This window comes from Shewanella aestuarii (assembly GCF_011765625.1).
Lineage (GTDB): Bacteria > Pseudomonadota > Gammaproteobacteria > Enterobacterales > Shewanellaceae > Shewanella > Shewanella aestuarii_A.
Map to the genome: position 1 here is coordinate 3,952,759 of NZ_CP050313.1, position 24,742 is coordinate 3,977,500.

Sequence of the window (24,742 nt, forward strand, 5' to 3'; positions counted from 1 at the left end):
TAATAACGTTTATTGGCTTCTTAATTGCGTTAACCCCATAGGGCTAACCTGAATTGAATTACTTGGCTTTAGGCCTAAAAGGCTTAATGACCGCCTCATCACACTCTAAAAATGGCCCGTCCATTAAGTCAATACAATAAGGAATAGCGGGAAATACCGCATCTAAACACTCGCGAATCGACTTAGGCTTGCCGGGTAAATTAACAATCAGTGAATCGCCACGTAAACCCGCCGTTTGACGAGACAAAATAGCGGTTGGCACAAACTTTAATGATTCAGCGCGCATTAGCTCACCAAAACCAGGCATCATACGGTCGCACACGGCTTCGGTCGCTTCAGGGGTAACATCACGCTTTGCAGGGCCTGTACCGCCAGTGGTTACAATTAAGCTGCAATTGAGCTTATCAGCCATGTTTATCAAGGTGGCTTCAATCACATCTTGCTCGTCAGGAATCACCTCGTAAACAGGCTCCCACTCAGAGGTTAGGTAGTCATTTAAGGTATCGATAATCGCTTTACCAGAAATATCTTCATACACGCCAGCGCTTGCTCGATCACTTACCGTCACAATACCAATCTTTGCTTTGCTCATAATCCACTCTTTAGGCTATTTAGATTAATAATATTAGCTATTTTCAGTGTTTATATCCCAAAAACGCCAATTTTAGTGGCATCTAAAATAACATAAAACTCAGTGTCGATAAGCATTTAAAACGTGATAAAGCTCGCGCAATAATCAATCTACGCCTAGGCAAAAGCCATGACTAACTCTTTTTCCTCTACCCAATTAAGCTGTGCCATTGTGGGCATAGCAGGAAACGCGCCTTTATGTTGGCAAGTATAAGCACCACATTGAATCGCAAACTGCACAGCAGACTTTACCCATTTGGCATTCGATAAGCTTTGAATAAGATGAATGTGACTGCCTTCTAAATCAGCCAAAGCATACAAGAAACCGGCGATAAAACTATCACCGCCTGCGGTAGTATCCACAGCCTGTATGGCAGGCGCTGCAACTTTAAATTGATAGTGAGTATTAATGCATTCAACCGGATTACCCCCATCGGTGAGCACGATGGTTTCAACACCTGTAACCAAACAAAATTGTATATATTGAGTGATACTGAGCCCTTTGGCATCGGCAAGATATTTGGCTTCATCACGGCTCATTTTTAATACATGGGTATAAGGCAAGCAACGTTCTACACGCTCGCTAATTAACGACTCAGTAGACCATAATGACAAACGTAAATTAACATCAAAACTCACCAGTTTATGTTGTCTGAAAGCGTTTTTAATAGCAATCAAACTAACTTCAAACATAGCTGTGTCAGTAAAGGTGTTTGAGCAAAAATGAAACATGTTCCACTGCGACCAATCGAGACGCTCAACATGCGCCTTGGTATAACTCATATCTGCAGTGTTATGTCGATTAAAGCTAAAGGTTCGCTCGCCTTGTTCATCTAAGGTCACCAAAACTGTGGCTGTTGGCGCGTCTATTTTGGCTAAACACTGCGTATTGACGCCATAGTCAGCTAGCGCTTGTTCTAGCATAGCACCGTAACTATCGGTACTCACCCCACCAGCAAAACCACTATAACCACCTAATTTTGCAAAGCCTACGGCGACATTTGCAGGAGCACCACCAGCAATAGCTTGGTGGCTCAGTCCTTGCCGATCAATGGGGATTAAATCGACAAGCACTTCACCAAAACAAAGTAATTTACTCATAATACGCTCCAAAAAAAGCCCATTTGCATGGGCTAAGTTGCTTGCGGAAGCTAAGCCAAAAGGATTAAAACTCGTACTTTAAGGTTGCCGTTGTTGTACGGCCATTGATTGCTCTGGCACGAATAATGTTATTGTCCGGTATAGAGCCTTCTTCTGCCTCAGTAATGCCCACAGTGTCGAATAGATTGTTTACATTCACAGCAATCGATAATCCATCAGTGATCATATAATTTGCAAAGGCATTAACTTGCGCATAACCGTCAAAAGTTAAATCATTATTGTCTTGAGCATAGGTGTCTGTGGTACCAATCACGTTAACCCCAACAGAGCCTTTGTCGTAGTTATAACGTCCAGATAAGGAATAGATGAAATCAGCTTGGCGACGAGGTGTATTACCTTCAACGTCAGGATTTAATGCGTCTTTTGCAATTTCAGCATCAGTCCAAGTCACATTACCTCTGAAGTCAAAATCCCCAATGTAATAAGCCGTTTCAATCTCAAGACCTGTGGCTTCATACTTACGGTCAAAGAATTTTTGACTGGTGGCTTCAAAGTTTTGCTCTTCAGTTTCAGAATAAAATGCCGTTGCAAATACTGATAAGCTGTCATAGCGATATTTGACGCCCAATTCATATTGATCAACTTTATCAACTGCATCTTCATCAGCTACCGAGCCATCAGGTCTCACTTTACCAAACAACAAACGATCAGCATTAGCTCTGCCACCATGACTCACACGAGCAAATGCAGCTAAGTCATCGTTAATTTGGTAGTTTGCACCAACAGAATAAGAGGTATAGCCCCAATCATAATTAACCGGCTGAGGGTTACTGTTATCGATTGATGATACGCTTTGTTCAGGAATAGAAATTGTGCCATCACGGTTCATATCTACTGCAGATTGCACACTACCTGCATAGTAACCACTGGCATCACCTGAGTCATATCGAACACTGGCATCCAATGATAAATCACCCAACTTAGAGCTTACGGCAATATAAGGCGCATCAATTTTGTATTCCGTATCATAATTGCGCTGACAGCAATTGCCCCAAAATGGAACACCATAGGCGTACAAGCCATTATCGGAATAAGATGTGCCATCGGCAGCGACAGCATTAAGTAACGCGGCATTGTCACCTTTAACTTCCATCAGATATGAATTCCACATCCAAGACATACTGATGTTTTGTAAAGCGGTGTAATAACCAAAAGTAATGTTAGTATCATCAATGGTTTTAGTAAGCTTGATGTCGTTAACAATTGAACCGAAATCATTCATGCTGACATCAAAAGTGTGAATACGCATGGCTAAATCACTGCTTAATACTTCGCCCGCTTTTGGCCCATTGGCATACACTAAATTCGCCCCCGTGCCGGCTATGCTTTGCGCAATGGCAGAACTGCTACCTACTTCTGCAGGAAACGGAGACATAAAGTTGCCGCTAACATCAGAAAAACGGAAACGGTTTTCGATTGTCCAGTCATCGCTCAAATCAAATGACGCTTCAAAACCAAATGAGTTAACAACAGGGTTCATGCCATCACGCATGTCACCGCGACGCGGTTGTCCGTCAGCCCCTAAGCTTAACGTAGAAAGGAAATAAGCTGACTGAGTGGTGTCAGAACTTGAGTCAAACCCCGGAAGCGAACCACCATCGGAATACATTGGCATAGGTAAATAGCCAATGCTTTTGTCATCTAAATGTTTGAAATACAGGCGCACATAACCAGAGTCAAATTCTTTGGTGATGTTAGCTTTAATTTGTCCACCTTTATTGGCGGTATAGCCCGCCTCACGAGGGCCTTCACCAGTGCGAACAAAGCCACCGATATGAAAACGTAATGTGTCATTAATATCAGTACCGTATTCAAAGTCTGTGCGATAGGTATCGTAATCTAAACCCACAGTTGCAGACACGCTACCTGAATCAGTATCACCTGTTTTACTAATGATATTAAGGATACCGCCGGGTGCATTACTGGCTGCGGTTGATGCGGAACCACCACGAATAGATTCGATAATTTGTACGGTTGAGTCAATACGTAAGAAGATGTCAGCATTACCAAATGCGATATCGCCAAACTGCAGAATAGGTAAACCGTCTTCTTGAATTTGTAAAAACTTAGCCCCACCAGATGCGACAGGCAAACCGCGGATTGCGATGTTAGCATTACCTTCGCCGCCCGTTGACTCAACTTTTACACCTGGGATAATGCGAAATGCCTCAGCAGATGAACGAGGCGAACTTACCTCTAATTGTGCTGGTGAAATACTACTGACAGACACACTTGAGTCCATCACTCGCGTACCACGAGCCACCCCCGTTACCACAATGCGCTCAAGACCTACACCATCGGCTGGTTCAACTTCTGTCGGAGCTTCTTCTGCCCACAAACTGGCACTCACCATTACCGCTAATGAACTTAATACAAATTTCTTAGTTGTGCTTATCATCATTTTTATGTCCCCACATCATAATGTCGATGTCGCCCATTACCCCCAAGACAACACCACCAACTTACTGTTCCAACCGAGCATCTAAATCACTTAAACCGAATACTTAATCGATTAAGTTACAATGTAGCAACATAAAAGCAAAATGCAAGTATATTTTTTAACCCGCTCACATTTTAACGTTAATGCCTTTAGGTTTAGATTAATTACTCAGATGCCAATAAATGCGCCGCTGGATCACGCAACAAATTGAAAAGCGTTAATAAAAATAATAAAAAAGCAAATCCTGTTGCTAAATAAAATCCATATTTAACATGACCAAAAATATCACTCACCCAGCCCATAAATAACGGTGCTAAAGCCGCGGATAGCGCAGTAAAAAACAATATGACGCCCGCAACAGAGCCATGTTGGTCAACAGAAAAACAGCTGATGCCTTTAGAATTAAGTGTCGGATACATCATGGACATGAACAAACCAGAAAGGGGTAATAATACAATAGCGGCATCGATGCCAAACCACATGGTGCCTAAATAACATAAGAAAATAGCCAAACTAAACCACATCATAACCTGCTGCCAAGGGAAACGATGCAAAATCCACCCCCCTAAAAAGCGACCTGCCGCGCGTAAAGTAAAGAAGATGGTTAAGGCGTAAGTGGCCAGAAAAATATAGTCACCTTGGTAATCAAGTAACAGTGTTGGCATCCACACATAAATGGCCACTTCAGTTGCCACATACAAGCCAATGGCAAATGAAAATCCCAACGCATAAGGGTTTCTCATCATTTTAAAGGTACTAGCTAGATTAATGCTCTGGTTAGATGAACGCTTTAAGGCAGGGTAATCAGCACGGTATGCCAACCAACATAATATTAAGCAAAATAAACCCGCCCCAAAGTACAGAAACTTCCACGACACACCAGATACAAGTAAAAAGCTAACAATAGCAGGGCCAACAATTGCCCCCACCCCAAAAAAGCCTTCCACAGTGTTCATGGTGCTTGAATGCTGTTTAGCATTAGTAGAAATGTCACCAATCAGCGCAAGCGCTCCTGTTTTAAAGACCCCAATTGCAGTACCAATAACAGCCAGTAAAAAGAGGAAAAAATAAAATGACTCACCTAAAGCAAACATAAAGCTAGCAACGGAAAAAAGTAACAAACCAATGATAATGGTCGACTTGCGCCCCAACTTGTCTGCTAAATACCCTAAAAAAAGCCCGCTCAGCGCAATAAAAATCATCGGCATATAGTGAAATGCACTGGCCTGTAACATTGATAAATTAAAAGTCTCAATTAACTCAGGGATAATTACACCAACGGCATCCGAGGTCATTGCGAACATAAAAAACATCAAATAGGTCAGCATTCTGATATTAGATTCAGATGCATTTTTATTTAAATTCAATTCTTTAGACATAACATTTTCCTTTTTATTGTTTTGTTTTAACACCCCAATGCCACGCTATGATCCCCGCTTAAATAATCATACCGCTCACAAAACACGATTAATAATTCAACAAACCCCTTGAATAATGTTTCATATTGGTTAAATATACAACTTAATCGATTAAGTTTTTTTAATTTTTTATTTTGAGTGAGTGCAGATATGAAAAATCAAGTTCAGTTGATCACCTATGTAGATCGCATTGCGCCCTCGGGCTTGCAAGAGCTAAAACAAATCCTCGATAACGAGCTCGACACCCTGTTTGGTGGAGTGCATCTGTTACCCTTTTATTTTCCTATCGATGGCAGCGATGCAGGATTTGACCCAATCGATCATGTACAGGTAGATCAACGCTTAGGCGACTGGAACGATGTCAAAAATATTGGCGAAGACTACGACATTATGGCAGATCTCATCGTTAACCATATGTCGGCTCAATCTAAAGAATTTAAAGACGTCCTTGCTAAGGGTAAAGCGTCAGCCTACTGGGATTTATTTCTCACCAAAGAAAGTGTATTTCCAAATGGACTAAGCGAAAGCGACAGAAAGAAAATTTACCGCCCTCGCCCTGGTAGTTTCTTCACCGAATACAGCTTAGCTGATGGCAGTAAAGTCGACTTTTGGACAACCTTCACCGCGAATCAAATTGATATCAATGTCCACTCGGAAGCGGGTCAAGCTTATTTAGCAAATGTGCTGCAACATTTTGAAGACAGTAAAGTTAATCTTATCCGTTTAGACGCTGCTGGCTATGCCATAAAAAAACCTGGCACCAGTTGTTTTATGATTAAAGAATCATTCGATTTTATTGACCAACTCGCCAAGCAAGCTAATGCTAAAGGCATGACAACCTTAGCTGAAATTCATACCCACCATCTAACGCAAGTTGAAGTGGCCAGAAAAGTCGATATGGTTTATGACTTCGCCCTACCGCCGCTGATCTTGCACACCCTATTTAGCAAAGATGTCAGCGCTTTACAGCATTGGTTAACCATTGCACCGCGCAACTGTGTCACAGTGCTTGATACTCACGACGGTATTGGCATTATTGATGTAGGCCCAATTGATGGTAAAGCGGGATTATTAACTGCAGCGCAAATTGACTCACTGGTTGAAACTATTCACGCCAACACCAAAGGTGAAAGCCTGCAAGCAACAGGTGCGGCGGCAAATAATGTCGATTTATATCAAATTAACAGCACTTATTACGACGCACTTGGACAACAAGATTTAGACTACCTGATTGCCAGAGCAATACAATTCTTTGCACCGGGGATCCCACAAGTCTACTACGCAGGCTTATTTGCTACCCCAAATGCCATGAAACTCCTTAGCGATACTCAAGTCGGCAGAGATATTAACCGTCCTTATCTCAATAAACAGGATATTCAGGCTGCAATGCAAAAACCTTTTGTTAAAGGTCTGTGCCAATTAATTGCATTACGCAATAACAGCCCAGCGTTTAACGGTGAGTTTTCAATGCAAGCGGCGCACAGTGAGCTTAAATTACACTGGCAATTGCAGCAGGATTCCGCAACATTAAGTGTCAACTTCACCACTAAACAAGCGGTTATTGAGCTTACGGAACAAGGCAGTAACCGCCGTATTGAACTCGACTCTTTATTAGTAAATTAGTCGTGATACGTTAATTCGCACCGCCAAAAACAATCAAGCCCCATTTAGCTAAGCTAAATGGGGCTTTGTGTTATGAGAAGCCATAATACCAACCGCAATAAAAATTGGCGATTGCTATAATAATCGCCTATTGTACTTCCCTAGCAACTACCACCACGAATAAGTTCATAATCTAACACCTCTGCATGATGAGCATCAGCCATAAACATCTCGGCCGCCTTACGCCCCTTGCTTTCAGAGTGTTGATAAACTGTGGTTAATGGTGGCACAGAGCGCAATGCTTCATCAATGCCATCAAAACCAACAATTCGCACGTCTTCAGGTACTCGTAAGCCTAATTGCTGTGCTTCGCTCATCACAGTTAAGGCAATCAAATCACTCATGCACAAAAAAACATTGGGACGAGGATTACAACTAAGGGCCTCTTTGGCGGCAATGGCAGCAAGCTCAACATTACTTTCAGGTATATTCCAAATTCGGTCATTGCCTAATGTTGCATGGCTATCTGCAATGGCATCTAGATAACCTTGTAAGCGTTGATGTGCGACAGAGGTATCAATTTCCATCTGATGGATATCATACACACGGCAAATGAGTGAGGTATCCAGTAGCCGTAACCCCAAAATAGCTAACTGATCTTGTTCAGAATGAATTGCTAACTTAGCGACATCATAAGCGCTAGTTTGATTATCAACTTCAACAGAAGCGCTACGGTGAATGTTAAAATCAACTGTCACCACTTTCTTTTTCACTTGCTTTAGTTGCCCAACTAAAGCGCTATTGCGAGGGCGGCCATAACAGATAAAACCATCAACAAAATCAATAACGTCATTAACACTTTCAGCACTACCTGAAAACAACAGCAGGTTGACTTTGTGCTGCTCTAATTCGGCCGCAACACCTTTCATAAAACGACTCGCAACCGGATCTGACACCATATAAGCTACACTGTCAGAAAGCACTAACGCGATGGTGTTAAATTTACCTTTACGCAACGACTGAGCGGCTTTATTTGGCCCAAAATATCCTAATTTGTTGCAGGCAGCCAAAATTTCTACTCGTCGCTTTTCTGATAGCTGATCAGGGCGATTAAAAGCATTGGAAACAGTCGCATTCGACACCCCCAACTCTTGAGCAATACTTTTTAATGTCCACGTTTTTCCATTACTCATCATTTTCCCTTACCACAATCGGCTAGCATGTTTTACTCTCGTGCGAACTTAATTACCCTGCTTTTCAAGCAAACCACCTAGTTCTTTATCTGCTCGTAGCTTTACTTCTTCTCTGGCGCGTTGCTTTATTTTATCTTCAACCGCTTTTTTAGCTTGCTTAATAATGTTATCCAACATGGATTTTACAATCGCTCCGCCCACTTGTTCGGCTGGTAATCCATTAGGCATACCAACTGGATCGGCATTAAATGCTGGTAAAGTTAACTGATAGGCTTCATACCCCATGGCGCTCATATCTAAAGTCAGCTTAACCCCTTCAATAGTGACTTTGTTTACCGCCACTAAAAACGGCTCTGTTGAGCTGGATGGAGCTTGTTTGTCAGAGGAGGCTTCAGGCTCTGGCTGGGAAGATTTAGGTAATTGAGCACTTAGATTATCTTTTAAAACCGTTAAGTTATTTTTACCATCGGCACTCAATTCAAATAATACGCTAGGCCCAGACACCAATAACTCATTCATTACAAACGGCTGCTGGCTAACACTTTTAACGTCAATATCAAGCTTGATCTCATCAAAGGCAAAGGCACTATTGTCGCTATACCCATCCGGGTTTTGTATCGCAAAACCTTTCAAATCGCCATAACCTTTTAAGGGCTGTAAATCCACACTGGCTAAACTGACGGGCGTTTGTAAAAAATGACTGCCTTGCTTTTCAACCTGCGCTTTAACAATGTCGTTTAAATTAGCAAATAACCAATATACACCAGCGCCTATTGCTAAAATAATCGCCAATATGCCAAATAGAATGATTTTTTTCACGATAAGATCCCTTTTACCTTTTAATCTAAGTAACGATGAGTTTACCGCTACATCCCAATAGAAACACTTTTAATGCAAACGTTTTGCCATTTTATATTTCGAGGCCCAATAGGGATTATTCAAACTAGAGATGATCACCCCTTTTTTAGTTGAGGCATGCAGAAAGGTTTCATCACCCATATAAATGCCCACATGACGAGTGCGATTTGTTGTTTTAAAGAACACCAAATCACCTACTTGCAGTAGATTTCTTGGCACGGTTTTACCCAGATCTCGCTGAGCAATCACGGTGCGAGGTAATTTTTCACCCACTATGTCCAAATAAGCAAGATATACAAACCCCGAGCAATCGACGCCCTGCTTACTGATCCCCCCAAACGATAAGGCGTGCCCTGCCACTTTGAATGAAATTCTTGTAAATTAGATTCTGTCCAATTAGATGATTCTAGCTGAGGGATTAATTTGGGCATAACAGCGGGTTTAGCGACATCATCAACCACAAGTGGTGGCTGACTTGCACAAGCTGCCAAAAATAAGCAAAAACCAAAAACACAACTTTGTTTCATCAAATTAATCTGCCCTCACTTATAGCGACTGCCATCACTTTCTAGAGTATTGATTAAACAATAAACGCTTTAGTGATGAAATAAAATGGCTTTATATCTGTATACCAAACCCAAAGTACAAAGAATTACTAAACAGCAACAAAAATGGCAACCCATAGGTTGCCATTTTTTCACTCACTATTTATCAATTAATGGTGATTGAAATAAAGTAACCAATCACAGTCGCCGTTATCACACCAATAAACCCTGGAACAATAAAGCTATGATTTAAAACATACTTACCGATACTCGTTGTGCCGGTTCTATCAAAGCTAATTGCCGCAAGATCGCTTGGGTAAAATGGAAAGAAAAAGTAAGCGTAACATGCCGGTAAAACACCAATTAACACTGGCGCAGGAATCCCTAAAGAAAAACCCAAAGGCAACATAATGGTTAATACCGCGGCCTGACTTTTAAGAAAAATCGACACCACAAACATTGCAATCGCAAAGGTCCACGGATACACGTTAACAATGTCGCTAACTGCCGCCACTAAAAACGTTTTATGATGCCCGATAATGGTGTCGCTCATCCAAGCAATACCAAAAATAATTATCACAGCCGTCATACCAGCAACAAACACATTGCTATGAACAATTTTTTTCGGAGAAACATTTGTCGCCAGCAAAATAATACCACCAACTGACAACATCATAAATTGAATCGCCACCGACATTTTCACGCCATCGGGTAAGACTTGCTTGCTAAACATCGCAATCAAAATGACTGACAAAATTCCCAATAAAAAGACTATTAAGCCTCTTTTAGCCATTGAGGCCGATTCAGGTGTTTGCCCACCCTCAATATCTTCATCAATCAAAGAATTCTTAAACTCTGGATCGGCTAATCGCGCTTGAAACACCTCATCCTTATCGAGATCTTTACCGCGATGTAAGCTCCAAGCACTGCCCACCAGCACACCAATTAAAGTTGATGGAATGGTTACCATCAATACATCCACTAAGCCAATATCAAGATTATTATCAACCGCAGTCGCAATCACGACCGCTGCAGCCGCTGCAATTGGGCTAGCTGTAATCCCCATTTGAGACGCAACAGTGGCTATCGCTAGTGGACGTTCAGGACGAATTCCTTTTTTGTAAGCCACATCGTAAATAACTGGTAATAAAGGATATACCGAGTGCCCGGTACCCACTAAAACGGTTAATGAGTATGTACATAAAGGGCCAAGAAATACGATATGTTCCGGGTGTTTGCGCAATAAGCGCTCAGCATAATTAACCAGTAACTTTAGGCCGCCAGTTGCTTCTAACGTAGCAGAAGCCGCCACCACAGCAAGAATAATCAACATTACGCTAATTGGTGGTGTGCCTGGCGCAATACCAAACACAAACGCGAGAACAGAAACCCCTAATCCGCCCAGCAAACCAAACGCAATTCCGCCGTGTTTAATCCCGACAAAAATCACGCTGAGCAATAAAAGCATATGAATATAAAACATGGCTTGGTATCAACATTTAATAATTTGAAACCTTGGTATATCACAAGAAAAGTGTCAAAAAGTGACCAAAATCAAGCTATGAATTAAAGGGATAAACTATTGAATAAAATTGTGAGCAATCAAACACTATTGTTTACTAAGAGATGACTCTAACGCTCGATTTAGCTGTTCAGTGGTATCTTCGTCATGGCGACGCTGTTTATCTTTTTTATAATCACGTATCGATTGTTCGACATCAGCTCGACACTCTGATTTTTCTGCATTTCCAATAGCGTCTGTTTGCGAGTGACACAAGCCTCGACTGGCCAAATGTGAGCAACCCGTGCAAAAAAGTACAACTAAACCAACGCTTACTAGACACTTCATTTTCATCATTATTCTTCCTTAAATATGAATTAACCCGTGAGCACGAGTTGCGCTGGCAGACAGACACCTTTGCACGATTAAATACATTATGTTCGATAGTCGATAGTGACTAAAGTTCCCACTCAAACATAAATAATTACCACAATAGCGAACTCAAGGATTAAGGTGGCGGTTTTTGACTTCCCCTTAGCATAGACTAACCTTAACAAGGGCTGACAACGCTTATTAATGTGGTGGTAAATGAATCTATTAGCAACTTGGCAAGTTCGCATTCAACAACAAGTGTTACTGCTATTCATTGGTTTATGTTTAACCAGCTTGTTTGTTATCCAAATCGCTATGGCTGCTGTGGTAAACAAAACCGTTACCATCACGACCCAAGAATGGCCGCCTTATCAAATTAATCATGGTAATTATCATTCAGGCTTTGCCATTGAAGCACTTGATTGCGTAATGAAACGCTTAGAGCAACCTTATAAGATAATATTTTTGCCTTGGGGGCGCGCGCAACATGATGTGAAAACAAACGTTTATGATGGATTTTTTGCTGCATCACAAAATAATCATCGTGACACGTACGCCAAGTTATCAAACACATTTATTGAACAAAAGTGGCAGTTTTTTCTAGCTAAAGACTTCATCACGCCACTAGATGCTGAATCCATAAAAACCAATGTTGAATTTGGTAGTCGACTGCATTCAAATACGAGCTATTGGCTCAATAAAAATGGCTATAAAGTAATATACGAAACCACAAACTTAGATGAATTAATTCCCTTGCTACAAAAAAAACGAATTGGCGCAATTATGGAAAACTCCCTGCTTTTCCAAGTCGCCATTGATAGAGCCGGAATACCCATATCAGAGTTTAACGTGGTAAATAACATCGAGAAACCATTGGGCGTTTACTTTGGTGATCAATTTTTAAAACAAAACCCGCAGTTTCTTGATGCCTTTAATCAACACACTCAAGCCTGCCGTTTTACATCAAATTAGCTGGCACAATTTCGAATATATTTGGGTAAAATCACTAAACCGCCATACCTGCAGCCACGCCAGATGACCATGCCCATTGAAAATTAAACCCTCCTAACCAACCACTTACGTCCATTACCTCACCAATAAAATAAAGTCCTGAGACGTTTTTAGCTTCCATGGTTTTTGATGACAGTTCATTGGTGTCAACCCCGCCTAAGGTAACTTCTGCGGTACGATAACCTTCTGTGCCATTCATCATCAGTTGCCAATCATTTAAGGCATTGGCGATGTGTTCACGCTCGCCATGTCCAAGCTGGTTGAGCGCTTTATCAAGCTGGGGAGCTTCAAATAATGCTTCAATCAAGCGTTTAGGCAACCAATGACTTAGGGTATTGCGTAAACTTTGTTTGGGGTGATGCTGCAATGCAAGTTCTATTTTTTCTAGTGCATTTTCAGAAGGTAATAAGTTGATTGAAATGGTCTCACCGGGCTTCCAATAGTTAGAAATTTGCAGCACAGCTGGGCCAGATAAGCCACGATGAGTAAACAGCAATGCCTCAGTAAACTGAGTGCCATCTTTGGCGGTAATCGTACTCGGCACCGCAATCCCCGATAAAGACTCAAACTTTTGTTTTTGTTCACTGTGCCATGTAAAAGGCACGAGCCCAGCGTAGGTTGGCAATACTTTAAGACCAAATTGTTCGGCAATATGATAACCAAATGGGGTGGCACCCAATTTGGGCATAGATAATCCACCGGTTGCGATAACTAACGAATCACAACTTAAATCGCCATTTGAAGTCGACAATGTAAATTGGCCACTATCCGTTTTATTAACACGGGTTATATCTGTGCGTAGTTTAATACTGACACCAGCCCATTCACATTCAGTGAGCAGCATGGTCACTATCTCTTTAGCTGAGTCATTACAGAATAGCTGGCCATGGTCTCGCTCATGGTATTCAATACCATGTCGCTCAACTAACTCAATAAAGTCAGTTGAACGGTATCTTGCTATGGCTGATTTAACAAAGTGCGGATTGCCGCAGATAAACTGATGCGGCTCAACTTTTTGATTAGTAAAGTTACAACGGCCGCCACCGCTAATTAATATTTTGCGCCCCGCCTGTTTGGCATTATCCAGCACTAATACATCACGACCTCTGTAGCCGGCAGTGGCGGCACACATTAATCCTGCGGCACCCGCGCCGATAATGATGACATCATGATGTTTCACGCTAATACTCCAAATCGACCATTTAGGTTAAATGTTAGCCATAAAAAAGGGCGCTATTTTAGCACCCTTTATTTGACTTTGATAATGTCGAGCTACTTTAAGGTTTCAGACTTTTTATCGCGACTTAAAAGCTCTTTAGCGGCTTCAACCGGAGCTTTACCTTGGTAAAGCACTTGATAAATTTGCTCAGTGATTGGCATTTCTACCCCTAGGCGAGCGGCTAAAGTAAACACCTCTTTAGTATTACGATAACCTTCAACCACTTGGCCGATTTCATCTTGGGCGGTATTAACATCTTTACCTTGACCAAGAGCCAAACCAAAGCGGCGATTACGCGACTGGTTATCGGTGCAAGTTAACACTAAATCCCCTAAGCCAGCCATACCAATAAAGGTGGATGGATCTGCTCCTAATGCTGCGCCTAAGCGAGAAAGCTCAACTAAACCTCGGGTAATTAATGCTGTTCGTGCATTGGCGCCAAAGCCAATGCCGTCTGACATACCCGCACCAATCGCGATAACATTTTTAACGGCTCCGCCTAACTGTAGGCCGGTAAAATCATCATTGGCATAAACTCGTAGACGCTTAGGGCTATGCAATAACTCAACTAGATCATGAGTAAACTGCGGGCAAGTGCCAGCAACCGAAATAGCCGTTGGTAATCCTGCGGCAAGCTCTTTAGCAAATGTAGGCCCAGACAAAACCGCTAAGGGATATTGCTCACCCAATTGTTCACGCGCAACATCTTGCAATAGGCGACCGGTTTCAGGCTCTAAGCCTTTCGTTGCCCAAACAATCCTAGCATCACTGCGTAATAACGGCTTAGCTTGTTTTAGAACATCACCAAATACATGGCTGGGCACCACAACCAAGATGTTCTTACTTGCCGCTAATGCGACTTTAAGATCTGCTTCAATCTGCAAGCAATCAGGAAACTGAATCCCTGGCAGATATGCTTGATTGCTTCGTGACTCAGTCAGGGCTTGCATGTGCTTAGGATCATGGCCCCAAAGTAGAGTTTTATGGCCATTGCTTGCTAAAGAAATGGCAAGGGCGGTGCCATAAGACCCCGCCCCTAAAACCGTTATTTCGGCAGTGCTATTCATATATTATGCGTTTGCTTCAGCAGGCGCTTGTGCAGCTGCTTGGCGTTGCTGAACATATTGTGCAAATAGCGCATCAAAGTTAACTGGCGCTAAGTTTAACTGTGGGAAAGTACCACGAGCCACTAAGCTTGCAACTGTTTCACGAGCATATGGGAATAATACATTAGGACAGTATGCGCCTAAAGAATGTGCTAACTGTTGTTCAGTTAAACCAGAGATAGAGAAAATACCGGCTTGCTGCACTTCACAAAGGAAAGCTGTTTCTTCGCCATTTTTAGCGGTAACAGTTAATGATAAAACCACTTCATATGTGTCATCAGACAATTTAGCACTACGAGTATCTAAGTCTAATTTAACTTCTGGAGTCCATTCTTTTTGGAAAACTGCAGGGCTGTTTGGCGTTTCAAAAGACAAATCCTTTGTATATACGCGCTGAATGTTGAATTGTGGGACGTTTGCTTCGTTGTTTGCTACTTCTTCAGCCATAATTTCCTACCTATAAAATGTTATTTTAGTTTTTCTATGAAACTAATTACTGTGATGGGGTAACTTGAGCGATTGATTAACTCGCTGCCCCTCTAAATTCGATCTCACCGCTTAAAACTTAAAAAGCTGATATCGCAAGTAGGACCAATATGTTAATGATGCAGCCAATAAACTGCATCATTACAAGTCGTTAACTGACTACCTTTTGCTTTTCACTACGGGCATATTTGCCGATTGCCACTCACCCATGCCACCTTTAAGGTTATGGATGTTTTCGAACCCTTGTTTAACAAGAAGTTCAGCGGCTTGCGCAGATGTCATGCCAGCATTACATACTACTATAATGGGGCTGGTTTTATACTTTTCAAGACTTGTTGTCTGATTATTTTTGATTTCAGACATAGTCACATTTAATGCATCAACAATGTGACCTTTTTTAAACTCTTCTTTAGAGCGCACATCAACTACTTTTGCGTCTTGCTTGTTAACCATCAAGGTGAGTTCTTGATGATTCACATTCTTCACTTTTGATGTACTTGATTTGAACACGGTCACAATCAAAGCTACAAATAAACCCACCCAAGCCAATGACAACATTGGGTTGGCTTTAAAAAATTCCATATATTCTTGCATATTCAAGGCCCATAACGCTTTGCGCTAAATAAATTAGGCCAAGAGTATATACCAAACAACATCAAGATACAGCACCGAGAATACGTCTGTTAACACAAGATAATGAAAAATTAACCGTCAAAACTCATAACGTCTAACCAGCCATTAACATGATGTTGAACATCATGTTTTACAATGGCATGCATAACAACTTGCTCATTATGCATTATGACTAGATTAATGAAAATTTATCACCTGCTAATATCATATCTATCCAAGGTCTATTTCCCGCAGGCAATAAGTAGTAATATTCATTCAATTTCGTTTTTTAATTTCATCTTTTAATAATTTAAGGGTTCTACCATGACGACAACTAAACGTCCGCTGGCATTACTTATTCTTGATGGCTGGGGCTATCGTGAAAACACGCAAGATAATGCGATTTTTCATGCTAATACACCGGTTTTAGATAAGTTAACCGCCACTTACGCCAACAGCTTAATTTCAGGTTCGGGGCTTGATGTGGGTTTACCTGATGGCCAAATGGGTAATTCTGAAGTGGGTCATATCAATATTGGTTCAGGCCGTATTGTTTACCAAGAGTTAACTCGCATCAGCAAAGCGATTGCCGATAAAGAGTTTGATAAAAACCCTGCACTATGCGAAGCCGTTGATAAAGCAATTGCAGCCAATGGCGCGGTGCACATTATGGGTTTATTGTCACCTGGTGGCGTACACAGCCATGAAGAGCATATTGAAGCAATGTGTCGTATGGCTGTGGCCCGCGGCGCCAAGCAAGTATACTTACATGCCTTTTTAGATGGCCGCGATACACCACCAAGAAGCGCTAAAGGTAGTTTGGCTCATTTTACAGAGCTATTTGAAAATCTAGGTACAGGACGCGTTGCCTCACTTATTGGTCGTTATTATGCGATGGATCGTGATAATCGCTGGGATCGTGTTAGCCAAACATACGAGCTCATCACAGAAGGTAAAAGTAAGTTTGAATATACCGATGCGGTTAGTGCACTAGAAGCCGCTTACGCCCGCGATGAAAATGATGAGTTTGTTGCCGCTTCAGCGATTATTGATGATCAAGGTAATGCTGCGACATTGAATGACAATGATGCGCTAATTTTTATGAATTTCCGCGCAGACCGTGCTCGTCAAATTACCCGTAGCTTCGTTAACCCTGATTTTGATGGCTTTGTTCGGGCTAAAACCCCTACAATTAACTTTGTTATGTTAACTGAGTATGCAGCCGATATTAATGCTGCCATTGCCTACCCTTCAGACAATCTAGTTAACACTTTAGGTGAAACACTACAAAAACTGGGTAAAAAGCAGTTACGCATTTCTGAAACTGAAAAATATGCTCACGTTACCTTCTTCTTTAATGGCGGCAAAGAAACCCCATTTGAAGGTGAAGATCGTATTTTGATTGAGTCTCCAAAAGTGGCAACGTATGACTTACAACCAGAAATGAACTCAACAGAGTTAACCGACAAACTGGTTGCCGCCATTGAATCTACTGAGTATGACGTCATTATTTGTAATTATCCTAATGGTGATATGGTTGGTCATACTGGTAAGTTTGATGCCGCAGTTAAAGCCTGTGAGGCTGTCGATGCGTGCATTGGACGTGTTGTTGAAGCATTAGGTAAAGTTGGCGGCGAATGTATCATTACTGCCGACCATGGTAATGCCGAACAAATGACAGACCCAATAACAGGCCAAGCACATACCGCACATACCAGTGAATTAGTTCCTTTCATCTATGTCGGTCGTGATGCTACTATCAAGGATAACGGTCGCTTATGTGATATTGCGCCAACAATGTTAACCTTGATGGGTGACAGTGTGCCAGCTGAAATGACAGGCCACAGCATCATCGACTTAAAAGAGTAATGAATTACCTGTGAGTACACGTTTGTTTGTTAAAGCCAGCATATTTGCTGGCTTTATAATCATCTCATTCCAAGCCTTTGCGGCCGATCTTAATCAGCGTCAATCTGAGCTTAAATCTATTCAAGCTCAAATAAGTGCGCAGCAAAATGATTTAAAAAATACATCCAAACAACGTGAAAAGTTAATCGCTTTACTCAAGAAAGATGAGCAAGCCATTGCTAAGGCAGCTCAAAAAGTTACCGAATCAAAAGCATCTCTTCAGCAGATTAATAAACAGCTCGCCGAACTTGATAAGCAACAAATTGAACTAAACAAACGCAAAACAGGCCAACAACAAACGTTATCCAAACAGCTATCAAGCGCCTATTTGGCAGGAAATCATGATTACAGCAAAATGCTGTTAAATCAGCAGACACCGTCAACCATCGAACGTATGCTGGCCTATTACCAATATTTGAATAATGCACGTATCAAAGCCATCACTGAGCTCAAGCATACCAGCGAACAACTAGAAAAAATTCAGCAACAGCAACTCACCAAGCAGCAAGAACTGAACGCTGTGATGATTAACCAGCAGCAACAAGCAAAACAGCTTACCAATGAGCAAGAACAACGCCAAAAAACCTTAACCCAAATTCAACGCACCCTATCAGATAAAGGTGCCCAACTTGAACAATTACAAATAGAAGAAGCCAGTTTAAAGCATATTGTTGATCAAGCTGTCATTGCCGCTAAATCTAACCCAAGCATGAATGGATTAGCCAATTTGCGCGGTAAACTAAAGTGGCCAACCAAAGGTAAAGTTAGTGCCCGTTTTGGCAGCACTCGTTCAGGTAAAATTACATGGAACGGAACAATATTAAACGCCCCTGAAGGCCAAAATATTAAAGCGGTTGCAGCTGGCAAAGTCATTTATTCTGATTGGTTGCGTGGTTTTGGCATGTTAATGGTTGTCGACCATGGTGAAGGCTATATGAGTTTATATGGTCACGCACAAACGCTATTTAAAGAAGCCGGTGACACGGTAAAAGATGGCGAATCTATCGCTTTAGTCGGTCGCTCGGGTGGACAGACAGAACCTAGCCTATACTTTGAGATAAGACATAAAGGGCAAGCTGTCGATCCGGCGAAATACTGCCGCTGATTATCGAGCCAACTGCCCATAAATGAAGGGGCAGTTATGCATCATACTATCCGTAATATTGGCTGTTTTGTCCTTGGTGTTTGTACGGCACTTTCTATCAGCTTATCTAGCTCAGAGCACACACAACAAATTCGACCACTATATCAAGATTATGACTACCCTTTACTGATGGATGTGATTGATACAATCGAAACCTACTATGTCGATAAGGTCGACAGGCAACAACTTATTCATGCTGCAATTAATGGCATATTTACCGAACTAGATCCCTACTCCGTGTTTTTAAATCAGCAAGATTTTCAAGCTATCACAGAATCCAGCCAAGGGGAGTATTTTGGCTTTGGCTTTGAGGTTGCATCAGATAATGGCCAAATTACCATTATTACACCTTTTAAAAACTCCCCAGCAGAGCGAGCGAATATCAAACCTGGTGATACAATTCTCAGCTTTAATCACACCCAAGTAAATGCGCAAAACTTACAAGGTATTTTAACTGACATTCGGCGACACAGTATCAACAACCAAGCTATTAGCTTGACCTTAAAGCCAGCTAACACTGATGTAATTAAAGAGGTTTTTTTACAGCCAGATACCATTCATATTGAATCAATTAATAGTGAAATCATCGCAGACAATATTGGCTATATTCACCTCACAAATTTTCAAGAAGATGCAACTGAAGCCATTGCACAACAAGCCGCAGCATGGCAACACTTACCCTTAAAAGGAATTATTTTAGATATCCGAAATAATCCAGGCGGTTTATTAGATCAAGCCGTTCAAATTGCAGACCTATTTTTATCCAAAGGTAGAATTGTGTCTACATCAGGGCGATTTTTTGATGCCAATGAAGATTATTATGCATCGGCAGCCAACATATTCACTGGCCTGCCTATGGTAGTACTAATTAATAAGGGATCAGCCTCTGCCTCAGAAGTATTGGCCGCCGCCCTACAAGAAAACCAGCGCGCAATATTAATAGGTGAAACTAGCTTCGGTAAAGGCACAGTACAAAGCCTTATCCCCATGTTAGGGCAAAGCAATGCAATAAAGCTGACTATAGCCCAATGTAACACCCCTAATGGTAACAACATTAACAGCATAGGTATCGAGCCAGACATAAAAATTGCAATTTCTGCTGTCACAGAAGACAACAATATGTCTATAATCGATTCACATAATATGCTTGAACAAGATTACGACCAACAAATAGACTCAGCTATAAAGTGGTTTAATCACCGAGAACCTCAACAAGAATAGACATATAAATCTAATAACATCGTGCGATTTTTCTTATTTATAATATTACAATTAGTCTGTTTATCTCCATTATATGCAGCCAACTTAGCGATCATCATTGACGATATTGGGTATCGTCAAACCGATGAAGCTGTGCTGTCTCTCCCACCCAGCATCACTTTATCAGTATTACCACATACCCCACTAGGCCAAAGATTAGCATTAGCTGGACATCAAAAAGGCCACGAAATAATGCTGCATATTCCAATGCAAGCGTTAAGCGGTAATGAACTTGGACCAGGGGGACTGACTAACGATATGAGCGAGGAGCAAGTTAAAAGTGAGATAACATCAGCATTTAACAACATACCCTTTGCTCGTGGAGCTAATAATCATATGGGCAGTTTGTTAACCCAATTAACAGAGCCAATGCAATGGGTTATGCAGAGTTTAAAAATACAGCAAGCCTACTTTGTTGATAGCGTGACAACCAGCTACAGTAAAGCAAGTACAGCAGCCAGAGATGTGGGTGTTCCATTACTGCAAAGACAGGTGTTTTTAGACAATGATGTTCATCACCAAGCTCTTGAAAAACAATTTAAGCAAATAATCCAATTTGCTAAGCAAGAAGGTAACCTAGTCGCCATTGCTCATCCTTACCCTGAGACTGTCGCATTTTTAACAGCAAACCTACCCAGACTCAAAGCAAACGGTATAGAGTTAGTGCATACATCAGAGCTACTTGCTGTTGATATAGCGAGAATTTATCCAACTAGCTCAAATCAAGTACTGAGATAGACAGGTTAGGAAGAGTACTAATTAACTCTGTTTTATTACCTACTATGTCAATAAGATTATACTCATCAAGTACCGCTAAATAAGCCGCTACAGCCCTAGTTAGTACACCTTTTAAATTGCAAACAGGCGTAAAGTGGCATACCGGTTCCTGACAATTTACCGGCGACAAAGAATGCTCTAACTGTCTAACAAGCTGACCAATGCAGATCACATTTGGACTCATTGCTAACTTGAAGCCACCACTCTTTCCGCGCAAGGTTTCTATATAACCAAGCTTGCCGAGTTGATGAATAATTTTTGCCACATGGTTTGATGATAAATTAAATACTTCCGTTATTTCCGAAATACGAAATAATTCCTCCCGCTCAGGCTGAACAGCGAGATACATCAATATACGAATACCATAATCTGTGTAGCGAGTTAGTTGCATAACAAAGCCATATATAGCTAAAAGACATGCTAGATTAACATGTAGAAGATTCTAATTCAGTGATCAACCATAAAGCTTGCTCATCAGAAGTTCCACATACATCAATACTGGGAGTGAACTCACTACACACATCTGGCCGTGATGGTGAACCAAATAATAAGCATAAATTTTTATCACTCAACTGAACACAACGAATGCCAGCAGGTTTACCATTTGGCATCCCTGGAATCACACTGGTAATTGAAGGCGCAATACAACAAGCACCACATCCCAAACGACAGTTCATAAAAACCTCGGAAAAATATCAAATCAAAAATACAGGAAATGGCAACTTAAAATCTTAGGTCAAAACCCTAGGAGCATACCCCCGACATATTCATTACGACATCTGAGAAGGCCCAAACACAGATAACATTATGCACCAGCGAAAACGAAAGCTTCACCTGATAAATATCTAGAATGATGCGATAAACAGAGCATTAAAAATGAGCCAAAATTTGAGACTTGCTTATATTAATGGTGTGCATAGTTTGCTGGAAGATCACTTTATACATAGGAGAAACCGCAAAGCTAAATAGTCTAGCGTCATTTGACTACATCTTGGCTTACCTTAATGAACTGTGTCAACCAGCATCGGATATCGACAGCTTGTTACCCTAGAATTTTAAACGATAGGTGTAGTTGCCCAGACACTTACCATTTGATAAGCACTATTCGATATGAAAAATCAAAATGCAAAAAGCCCGTTACGCTAGTAACGGGCTTTTTGCTTTATTTGACGCCTGGAAATGACCTACTCTCACATGGGGAGACCCCACACTACCATCGGCGATACTGTGTTTCACTTCTGAGTTCGGAATGGGATCAGGTGGGACCACAGCTCTATGGTTTCCAGACAAATTTGTCTATTTAACGCCTTGGCATTAAATAATAATTCGGAAAGCTGATTTGAGTTCACACTGCTTAAGTGCTTTATCCTAATACTAAGTATCAGTACGACCTCCACGGAAGGAGGAAGTGCTTTAAACGTCTGGAACGTTTTAAGTAAAACCCATCTGGGTTGTATGGTTAAGCCTCACGAGTCATTAGTACATGTTAGCTCAACGCCTCACAACGCTTACACACCATGCCTATCAACGTCCTAGTCTCGAACGGCTCTTTAGAGGTCTTAAAGACCTAGGGATGACTCATCTTAGGGCTCGCTTCCCGCTTAGATGCTTTCAGCGGTTATCGATTCCGAACGTAGCTACCGGGCAATGCTATTGGCATAACAACCCGAACACCAGCGGTTCGTCCACTCCGGTCCTCTCGTACTAGGAGCAGCTCCCTTCAATCATCCAACGCCCACGGCAGATAGGGACCGAACTGTCTCACGACGTTCTGAACCCAGCTCGCGTACCACTTTAAATGGCGAACAGCCATACCCTTGGGACCGACTTCAGCCCCAGGATGTGATGAGCCGACATCGAGGTGCCAAACACCGCCGTCGATATGAACTCTTGGGCGGTATCAGCCTGTTATCCCCGGAGTACCTTTTATCCGTTGAGCGATGGCCCTTCCATTCAGAACCACCGGATCACTATGACCTACTTTCGTACCTGCTCGACGTGTATGTCTCGCAGTTAAGCTGGCTTATGCCATTGCACTAACCGTACGATGTCCGACCGTACTTAGCCAACCTTCGTGCTCCTCCGTTACTCTTTGGGAGGAGACCGCCCCAGTCAAACTACCCACCAGGCACTGTCCTCAACCCCGATTAGGGGCCAGAGTTAGAACATCAACACTACAAGGGTGGTATTTCAAGGACGACTCCACACAAACTAGCGTTCATGCTTCAAAGTCTCCCACCTATCCTACACATGTAGGGTCAATGTTCAGTGCCAAGCTATAGTAAAGGTTCACGGGGTCTTTCCGTCTAGCCGCGGGTATACGGCATCTTCACCGCAATTTCAACTTCACTGAGTCTCGGCTGGAGACAGCGTGGCCATCATTACGCCATTCGTGCAGGTCGGAACTTACCCGACAAGGAATTTCGCTACCTTAGGACCGTTATAGTTACGGCCGCCGTTTACCGGGGCTTCGATCATGAGCTTCTCTTGCGATAACCCAATCAATTAACCTTCCGGCACCGGGCAGGCGTCACACCGTATACGTCATCTTGCGATTTTGCACAGTGCTGTGTTTTTGATAAACAGTTGCAGCCACCTGGTATCTGCGACTCCCAGCAGCTTAGAGAGCAAGTCTCATCACCACCAGGAGCGTACCTTCTCCCGAAGTTACGGTACCATTTTGCCTAGTTCCTTCAGCCGAGTTCTCTCAAGCGCCTTGGTATTCTCTACCCGACCACCTGTGTCGGTTTGGGGTACGATTCCCGCTAACCTGAAGCTTAGAAGATTTTCCTGGAAGCATGGCATCAACTACTTCATCACCTTAGTGACTCGTCATCAGCTCTCAGCGTTATGTGTTCCCGGATTTGCCTAAGAACACCGCCTACTACCTTAAACGCGGACTACCAACGCCGCGCTAGCCTAGCCTTCTCCGTCTCTCCATCGCAGTTAGCGGAAGTACAGAAATATTAATCTGTTTCCCATCGATTACGCCTTTCGGCCTCACCTTAGGGGTCGACTCACCCTGCCCCGATTAACGTTGGACAGGAACCCTTGGTCTTTCGGCGAGGGAGTTTTTCACTCCCTTTATCGTTACTCATGTCAGCATTCGCACTTCTGATACCTCCAGCGTGGGTTACCCCTTCACCTTCAACGGCTTACAGAACGCTCCTCTACCGCTTGCACCTAAGTGCAAACCCGTAGCTTCGGTGTATTGCTTAGCCCCGTTACATCTTCCGCGCAGGCCGACTCGACTAGTGAGCTATTACGCTTTCTTTAAATGATGGCTGCTTCTAAGCCAACATCCTAGCTGTCTAAGCCTTCCCACATCGTTTCCCACTTAGCAATAACTTTGGGACCTTAGCTGACGGTCTGGGTTGTTTCCCTTTTGACGACGGACGTTAGCACCCGCCGTCTGTCTCCCGAGTAGTACTCATTGGTATTCGGAGTTTGCAAAGGGTTGGTAAGTCGGGATGACCCCCTAGCCTTAACAGTGCTCTAC

General features: G+C 42.3%; 21 protein-coding genes and 2 rRNA genes (1 of these 23 cut by a window edge). 6 read left to right on the forward strand and 17 right to left on the reverse strand.

Going from position 1 to position 24,742, the window contains the following annotated elements:
• Nucleotides 1–58 precede the first annotated feature (58 nt).
• The 4 genes from mog to HBH39_RS17190 form a co-directional block, all read right to left on the reverse strand.
• Entirely contained in the window at nt 59–592 is a 534-nt protein-coding gene (gene mog, locus HBH39_RS17175) for a molybdopterin adenylyltransferase (RefSeq protein WP_167679843.1), read from the reverse strand.
• Between the two features lie 155 nt (nt 593–747).
• On the reverse strand, nt 748–1,731 hold the full coding sequence (locus HBH39_RS17180) for a carbohydrate kinase family protein (protein ID WP_167679844.1): 984 nt from the start codon (nt 1,729–1,731) through the stop codon (nt 748–750).
• 64 nt (nt 1,732–1,795) lie between these two features.
• The gene (locus tag HBH39_RS17185; protein ID WP_167679845.1) at nt 1,796–4,192 is read right to left on the reverse strand and encodes a TonB-dependent receptor; all 2,397 of its coding nucleotides are present in this window, start codon (nt 4,190–4,192) and stop codon (nt 1,796–1,798) included.
• A gap of 203 nt (nt 4,193–4,395) precedes the next feature.
• Nucleotides 4,396–5,610, reverse strand: a complete 1,215-nt coding sequence (locus HBH39_RS17190) for an MFS transporter (RefSeq protein ID WP_167679846.1) — start codon at nt 5,608–5,610, stop codon at nt 4,396–4,398.
• Nucleotides 5,611–5,799: 189 nt separating this feature from the next.
• Between HBH39_RS17190 and gtfA the strand changes: the two genes are divergently transcribed.
• Nucleotides 5,800–7,272 carry a sucrose phosphorylase gene (gene gtfA / locus HBH39_RS17195; protein WP_167679847.1) on the forward strand — a complete coding sequence of 491 codons (1,473 nt, stop codon included), beginning with the start codon at nt 5,800–5,802 and terminating at the stop codon, nt 7,270–7,272.
• A gap of 140 nt (nt 7,273–7,412) precedes the next feature.
• Here the strand turns inward: gtfA and HBH39_RS17200 are convergent, their stop codons facing one another.
• The 5 genes from HBH39_RS17200 to HBH39_RS17220 form a co-directional block, all read right to left on the reverse strand.
• The gene (locus tag HBH39_RS17200) at nt 7,413–8,444 is read right to left on the reverse strand and encodes a LacI family DNA-binding transcriptional regulator (RefSeq protein ID WP_167679848.1); all 1,032 of its coding nucleotides are present in this window, start codon (nt 8,442–8,444) and stop codon (nt 7,413–7,415) included.
• A 48-nt stretch (nt 8,445–8,492) separates the two neighbouring features.
• The gene (locus HBH39_RS17205; protein ID WP_167679849.1) at nt 8,493–9,263 is read right to left on the reverse strand and encodes a hypothetical protein; all 771 of its coding nucleotides are present in this window, start codon (nt 9,261–9,263) and stop codon (nt 8,493–8,495) included.
• Between the two features lie 69 nt (nt 9,264–9,332).
• The gene (locus tag HBH39_RS17210; protein ID WP_244325703.1) at nt 9,333–9,662 is read right to left on the reverse strand and encodes an NlpC/P60 family protein; all 330 of its coding nucleotides are present in this window, start codon (nt 9,660–9,662) and stop codon (nt 9,333–9,335) included.
• 351 nt (nt 9,663–10,013) lie between these two features.
• Nucleotides 10,014–11,330, reverse strand: coding sequence for an anaerobic C4-dicarboxylate transporter (locus HBH39_RS17215; protein WP_167679850.1), 1,317 nt, complete (start codon nt 11,328–11,330; stop codon nt 10,014–10,016).
• Between the two features lie 126 nt (nt 11,331–11,456).
• A complete protein-coding gene (locus tag HBH39_RS17220; RefSeq protein ID WP_167679851.1) occupies nt 11,457–11,705 on the reverse strand; it encodes a hypothetical protein in 249 nt (82 codons plus the stop codon).
• 231 nt (nt 11,706–11,936) lie between these two features.
• Here HBH39_RS17220 and HBH39_RS17225 point away from each other — a divergent pair, with 231 nt between their 5' ends.
• On the forward strand, nt 11,937–12,692 hold the full coding sequence (locus HBH39_RS17225) for a substrate-binding periplasmic protein (protein WP_167679852.1): 756 nt from the start codon (nt 11,937–11,939) through the stop codon (nt 12,690–12,692).
• A gap of 34 nt (nt 12,693–12,726) precedes the next feature.
• Here HBH39_RS17225 and HBH39_RS17230 read toward each other — a convergent pair whose 3' ends face one another.
• From HBH39_RS17230 to HBH39_RS17245, 4 genes are all read right to left on the reverse strand, one after another.
• Nucleotides 12,727–13,911: an NAD(P)/FAD-dependent oxidoreductase gene (locus HBH39_RS17230; RefSeq protein WP_167679853.1), complete on the reverse strand. Its 1,185-nt coding sequence runs from the start codon at nt 13,909–13,911 to the stop codon at nt 12,727–12,729.
• A 92-nt stretch (nt 13,912–14,003) separates the two neighbouring features.
• Nucleotides 14,004–15,017, reverse strand: coding sequence for an NAD(P)H-dependent glycerol-3-phosphate dehydrogenase (gpsA, locus tag HBH39_RS17235; protein ID WP_167679854.1), 1,014 nt, complete (start codon nt 15,015–15,017; stop codon nt 14,004–14,006).
• Between the two features lie 3 nt (nt 15,018–15,020).
• Nucleotides 15,021–15,503 (reverse strand): protein-export chaperone SecB, encoded by a 483-nt coding sequence (secB, locus tag HBH39_RS17240; protein ID WP_167679855.1) that lies wholly within the window; start codon nt 15,501–15,503, stop codon nt 15,021–15,023.
• Nucleotides 15,504–15,701: 198 nt separating this feature from the next.
• Nucleotides 15,702–16,136 carry a rhodanese-like domain-containing protein gene (locus tag HBH39_RS17245; RefSeq protein ID WP_167679856.1) on the reverse strand — a complete coding sequence of 145 codons (435 nt, stop codon included), beginning with the start codon at nt 16,134–16,136 and terminating at the stop codon, nt 15,702–15,704.
• A gap of 342 nt (nt 16,137–16,478) precedes the next feature.
• On the opposite strand from HBH39_RS17245, the gene gpmM reads away from it, so the two are divergent.
• Genes gpmM through HBH39_RS17265 form a run of 4 tightly spaced genes read left to right on the forward strand, consistent with a single transcriptional unit; the run spans nt 16,479 to nt 21,204 of the window.
• Nucleotides 16,479–18,023, forward strand: a complete 1,545-nt coding sequence (gene gpmM, locus HBH39_RS17250; RefSeq protein ID WP_167679857.1) for a 2,3-bisphosphoglycerate-independent phosphoglycerate mutase — start codon at nt 16,479–16,481, stop codon at nt 18,021–18,023.
• A 10-nt stretch (nt 18,024–18,033) separates the two neighbouring features.
• Nucleotides 18,034–19,167, forward strand: coding sequence for a murein hydrolase activator EnvC family protein (locus HBH39_RS17255; RefSeq protein WP_167679858.1), 1,134 nt, complete (start codon nt 18,034–18,036; stop codon nt 19,165–19,167).
• A 36-nt stretch (nt 19,168–19,203) separates the two neighbouring features.
• The gene (locus tag HBH39_RS17260; RefSeq protein WP_167679859.1) at nt 19,204–20,427 is read left to right on the forward strand and encodes a S41 family peptidase; all 1,224 of its coding nucleotides are present in this window, start codon (nt 19,204–19,206) and stop codon (nt 20,425–20,427) included.
• 21 nt (nt 20,428–20,448) lie between these two features.
• Nucleotides 20,449–21,204, forward strand: coding sequence for a divergent polysaccharide deacetylase family protein (locus HBH39_RS17265; RefSeq protein WP_167679860.1), 756 nt, complete (start codon nt 20,449–20,451; stop codon nt 21,202–21,204).
• Here HBH39_RS17265 and HBH39_RS17270 read toward each other — a convergent pair.
• The 4 genes from HBH39_RS17270 to HBH39_RS17290 form a co-directional block, all read right to left on the reverse strand.
• Nucleotides 21,179–21,634: an Rrf2 family transcriptional regulator gene (locus HBH39_RS17270; RefSeq protein ID WP_167679861.1), complete on the reverse strand. Its 456-nt coding sequence runs from the start codon at nt 21,632–21,634 to the stop codon at nt 21,179–21,181. The two genes, HBH39_RS17265 and HBH39_RS17270, sit on opposite strands and share 26 nt — an antisense overlap.
• 34 nt (nt 21,635–21,668) lie before the next feature.
• A complete protein-coding gene (locus HBH39_RS17275; protein WP_167679862.1) occupies nt 21,669–21,920 on the reverse strand; it encodes a YkgJ family cysteine cluster protein in 252 nt (83 codons plus the stop codon).
• Nucleotides 21,921–22,414: 494 nt separating this feature from the next.
• Nucleotides 22,415–22,530: ribosomal RNA gene (rrf, locus tag HBH39_RS17285) — 5S ribosomal RNA — on the reverse strand.
• A 168-nt stretch (nt 22,531–22,698) separates the two neighbouring features.
• Nucleotides 22,699–24,742 (reverse strand): 23S ribosomal RNA (locus tag HBH39_RS17290) (it continues 848 nt past the right edge of the window).

What these genes read in the sequence shown, in the direction of transcription:
- HBH39_RS17245 (WP_167679856.1), bottom strand. Translation starts at nt 16,136, where the DNA reads ATGCAAGAATATATGGAATTTTTTAAAGCCAACCCAATGTTGTCATTG.
- HBH39_RS17225 (WP_167679852.1), top strand. Translation starts at nt 11,937, where the DNA reads ATGAATCTATTAGCAACTTGGCAAGTTCGCATTCAACAACAAGTGTTA.
- gtfA (WP_167679847.1), top strand. Translation starts at nt 5,800, where the DNA reads ATGAAAAATCAAGTTCAGTTGATCACCTATGTAGATCGCATTGCGCCC.
- gpsA (WP_167679854.1), bottom strand. Translation starts at nt 15,017, where the DNA reads ATGAATAGCACTGCCGAAATAACGGTTTTAGGGGCGGGGTCTTATGGC.
- mog (WP_167679843.1), bottom strand. Translation starts at nt 592, where the DNA reads ATGAGCAAAGCAAAGATTGGTATTGTGACGGTAAGTGATCGAGCAAGC.
- gpmM (WP_167679857.1), top strand. Translation starts at nt 16,479, where the DNA reads ATGACGACAACTAAACGTCCGCTGGCATTACTTATTCTTGATGGCTGG.
- HBH39_RS17260 (WP_167679859.1), top strand. Translation starts at nt 19,204, where the DNA reads ATGCATCATACTATCCGTAATATTGGCTGTTTTGTCCTTGGTGTTTGT.
- HBH39_RS17220 (WP_167679851.1), bottom strand. Translation starts at nt 11,705, where the DNA reads ATGATGAAAATGAAGTGTCTAGTAAGCGTTGGTTTAGTTGTACTTTTT.
- HBH39_RS17215 (WP_167679850.1), bottom strand. Translation starts at nt 11,330, where the DNA reads ATGTTTTATATTCATATGCTTTTATTGCTCAGCGTGATTTTTGTCGGG.
- secB (WP_167679855.1), bottom strand. Translation starts at nt 15,503, where the DNA reads ATGGCTGAAGAAGTAGCAAACAACGAAGCAAACGTCCCACAATTCAAC.
- HBH39_RS17270 (WP_167679861.1), bottom strand. Translation starts at nt 21,634, where the DNA reads ATGCAACTAACTCGCTACACAGATTATGGTATTCGTATATTGATGTAT.
- HBH39_RS17185 (WP_167679845.1), bottom strand. Translation starts at nt 4,192, where the DNA reads ATGATGATAAGCACAACTAAGAAATTTGTATTAAGTTCATTAGCGGTA.
- HBH39_RS17200 (WP_167679848.1), bottom strand. Translation starts at nt 8,444, where the DNA reads ATGAGTAATGGAAAAACGTGGACATTAAAAAGTATTGCTCAAGAGTTG.
- HBH39_RS17190 (WP_167679846.1), bottom strand. Translation starts at nt 5,610, where the DNA reads ATGTCTAAAGAATTGAATTTAAATAAAAATGCATCTGAATCTAATATC.
- HBH39_RS17275 (WP_167679862.1), bottom strand. Translation starts at nt 21,920, where the DNA reads ATGAACTGTCGTTTGGGATGTGGTGCTTGTTGTATTGCGCCTTCAATT.
- HBH39_RS17180 (WP_167679844.1), bottom strand. Translation starts at nt 1,731, where the DNA reads ATGAGTAAATTACTTTGTTTTGGTGAAGTGCTTGTCGATTTAATCCCC.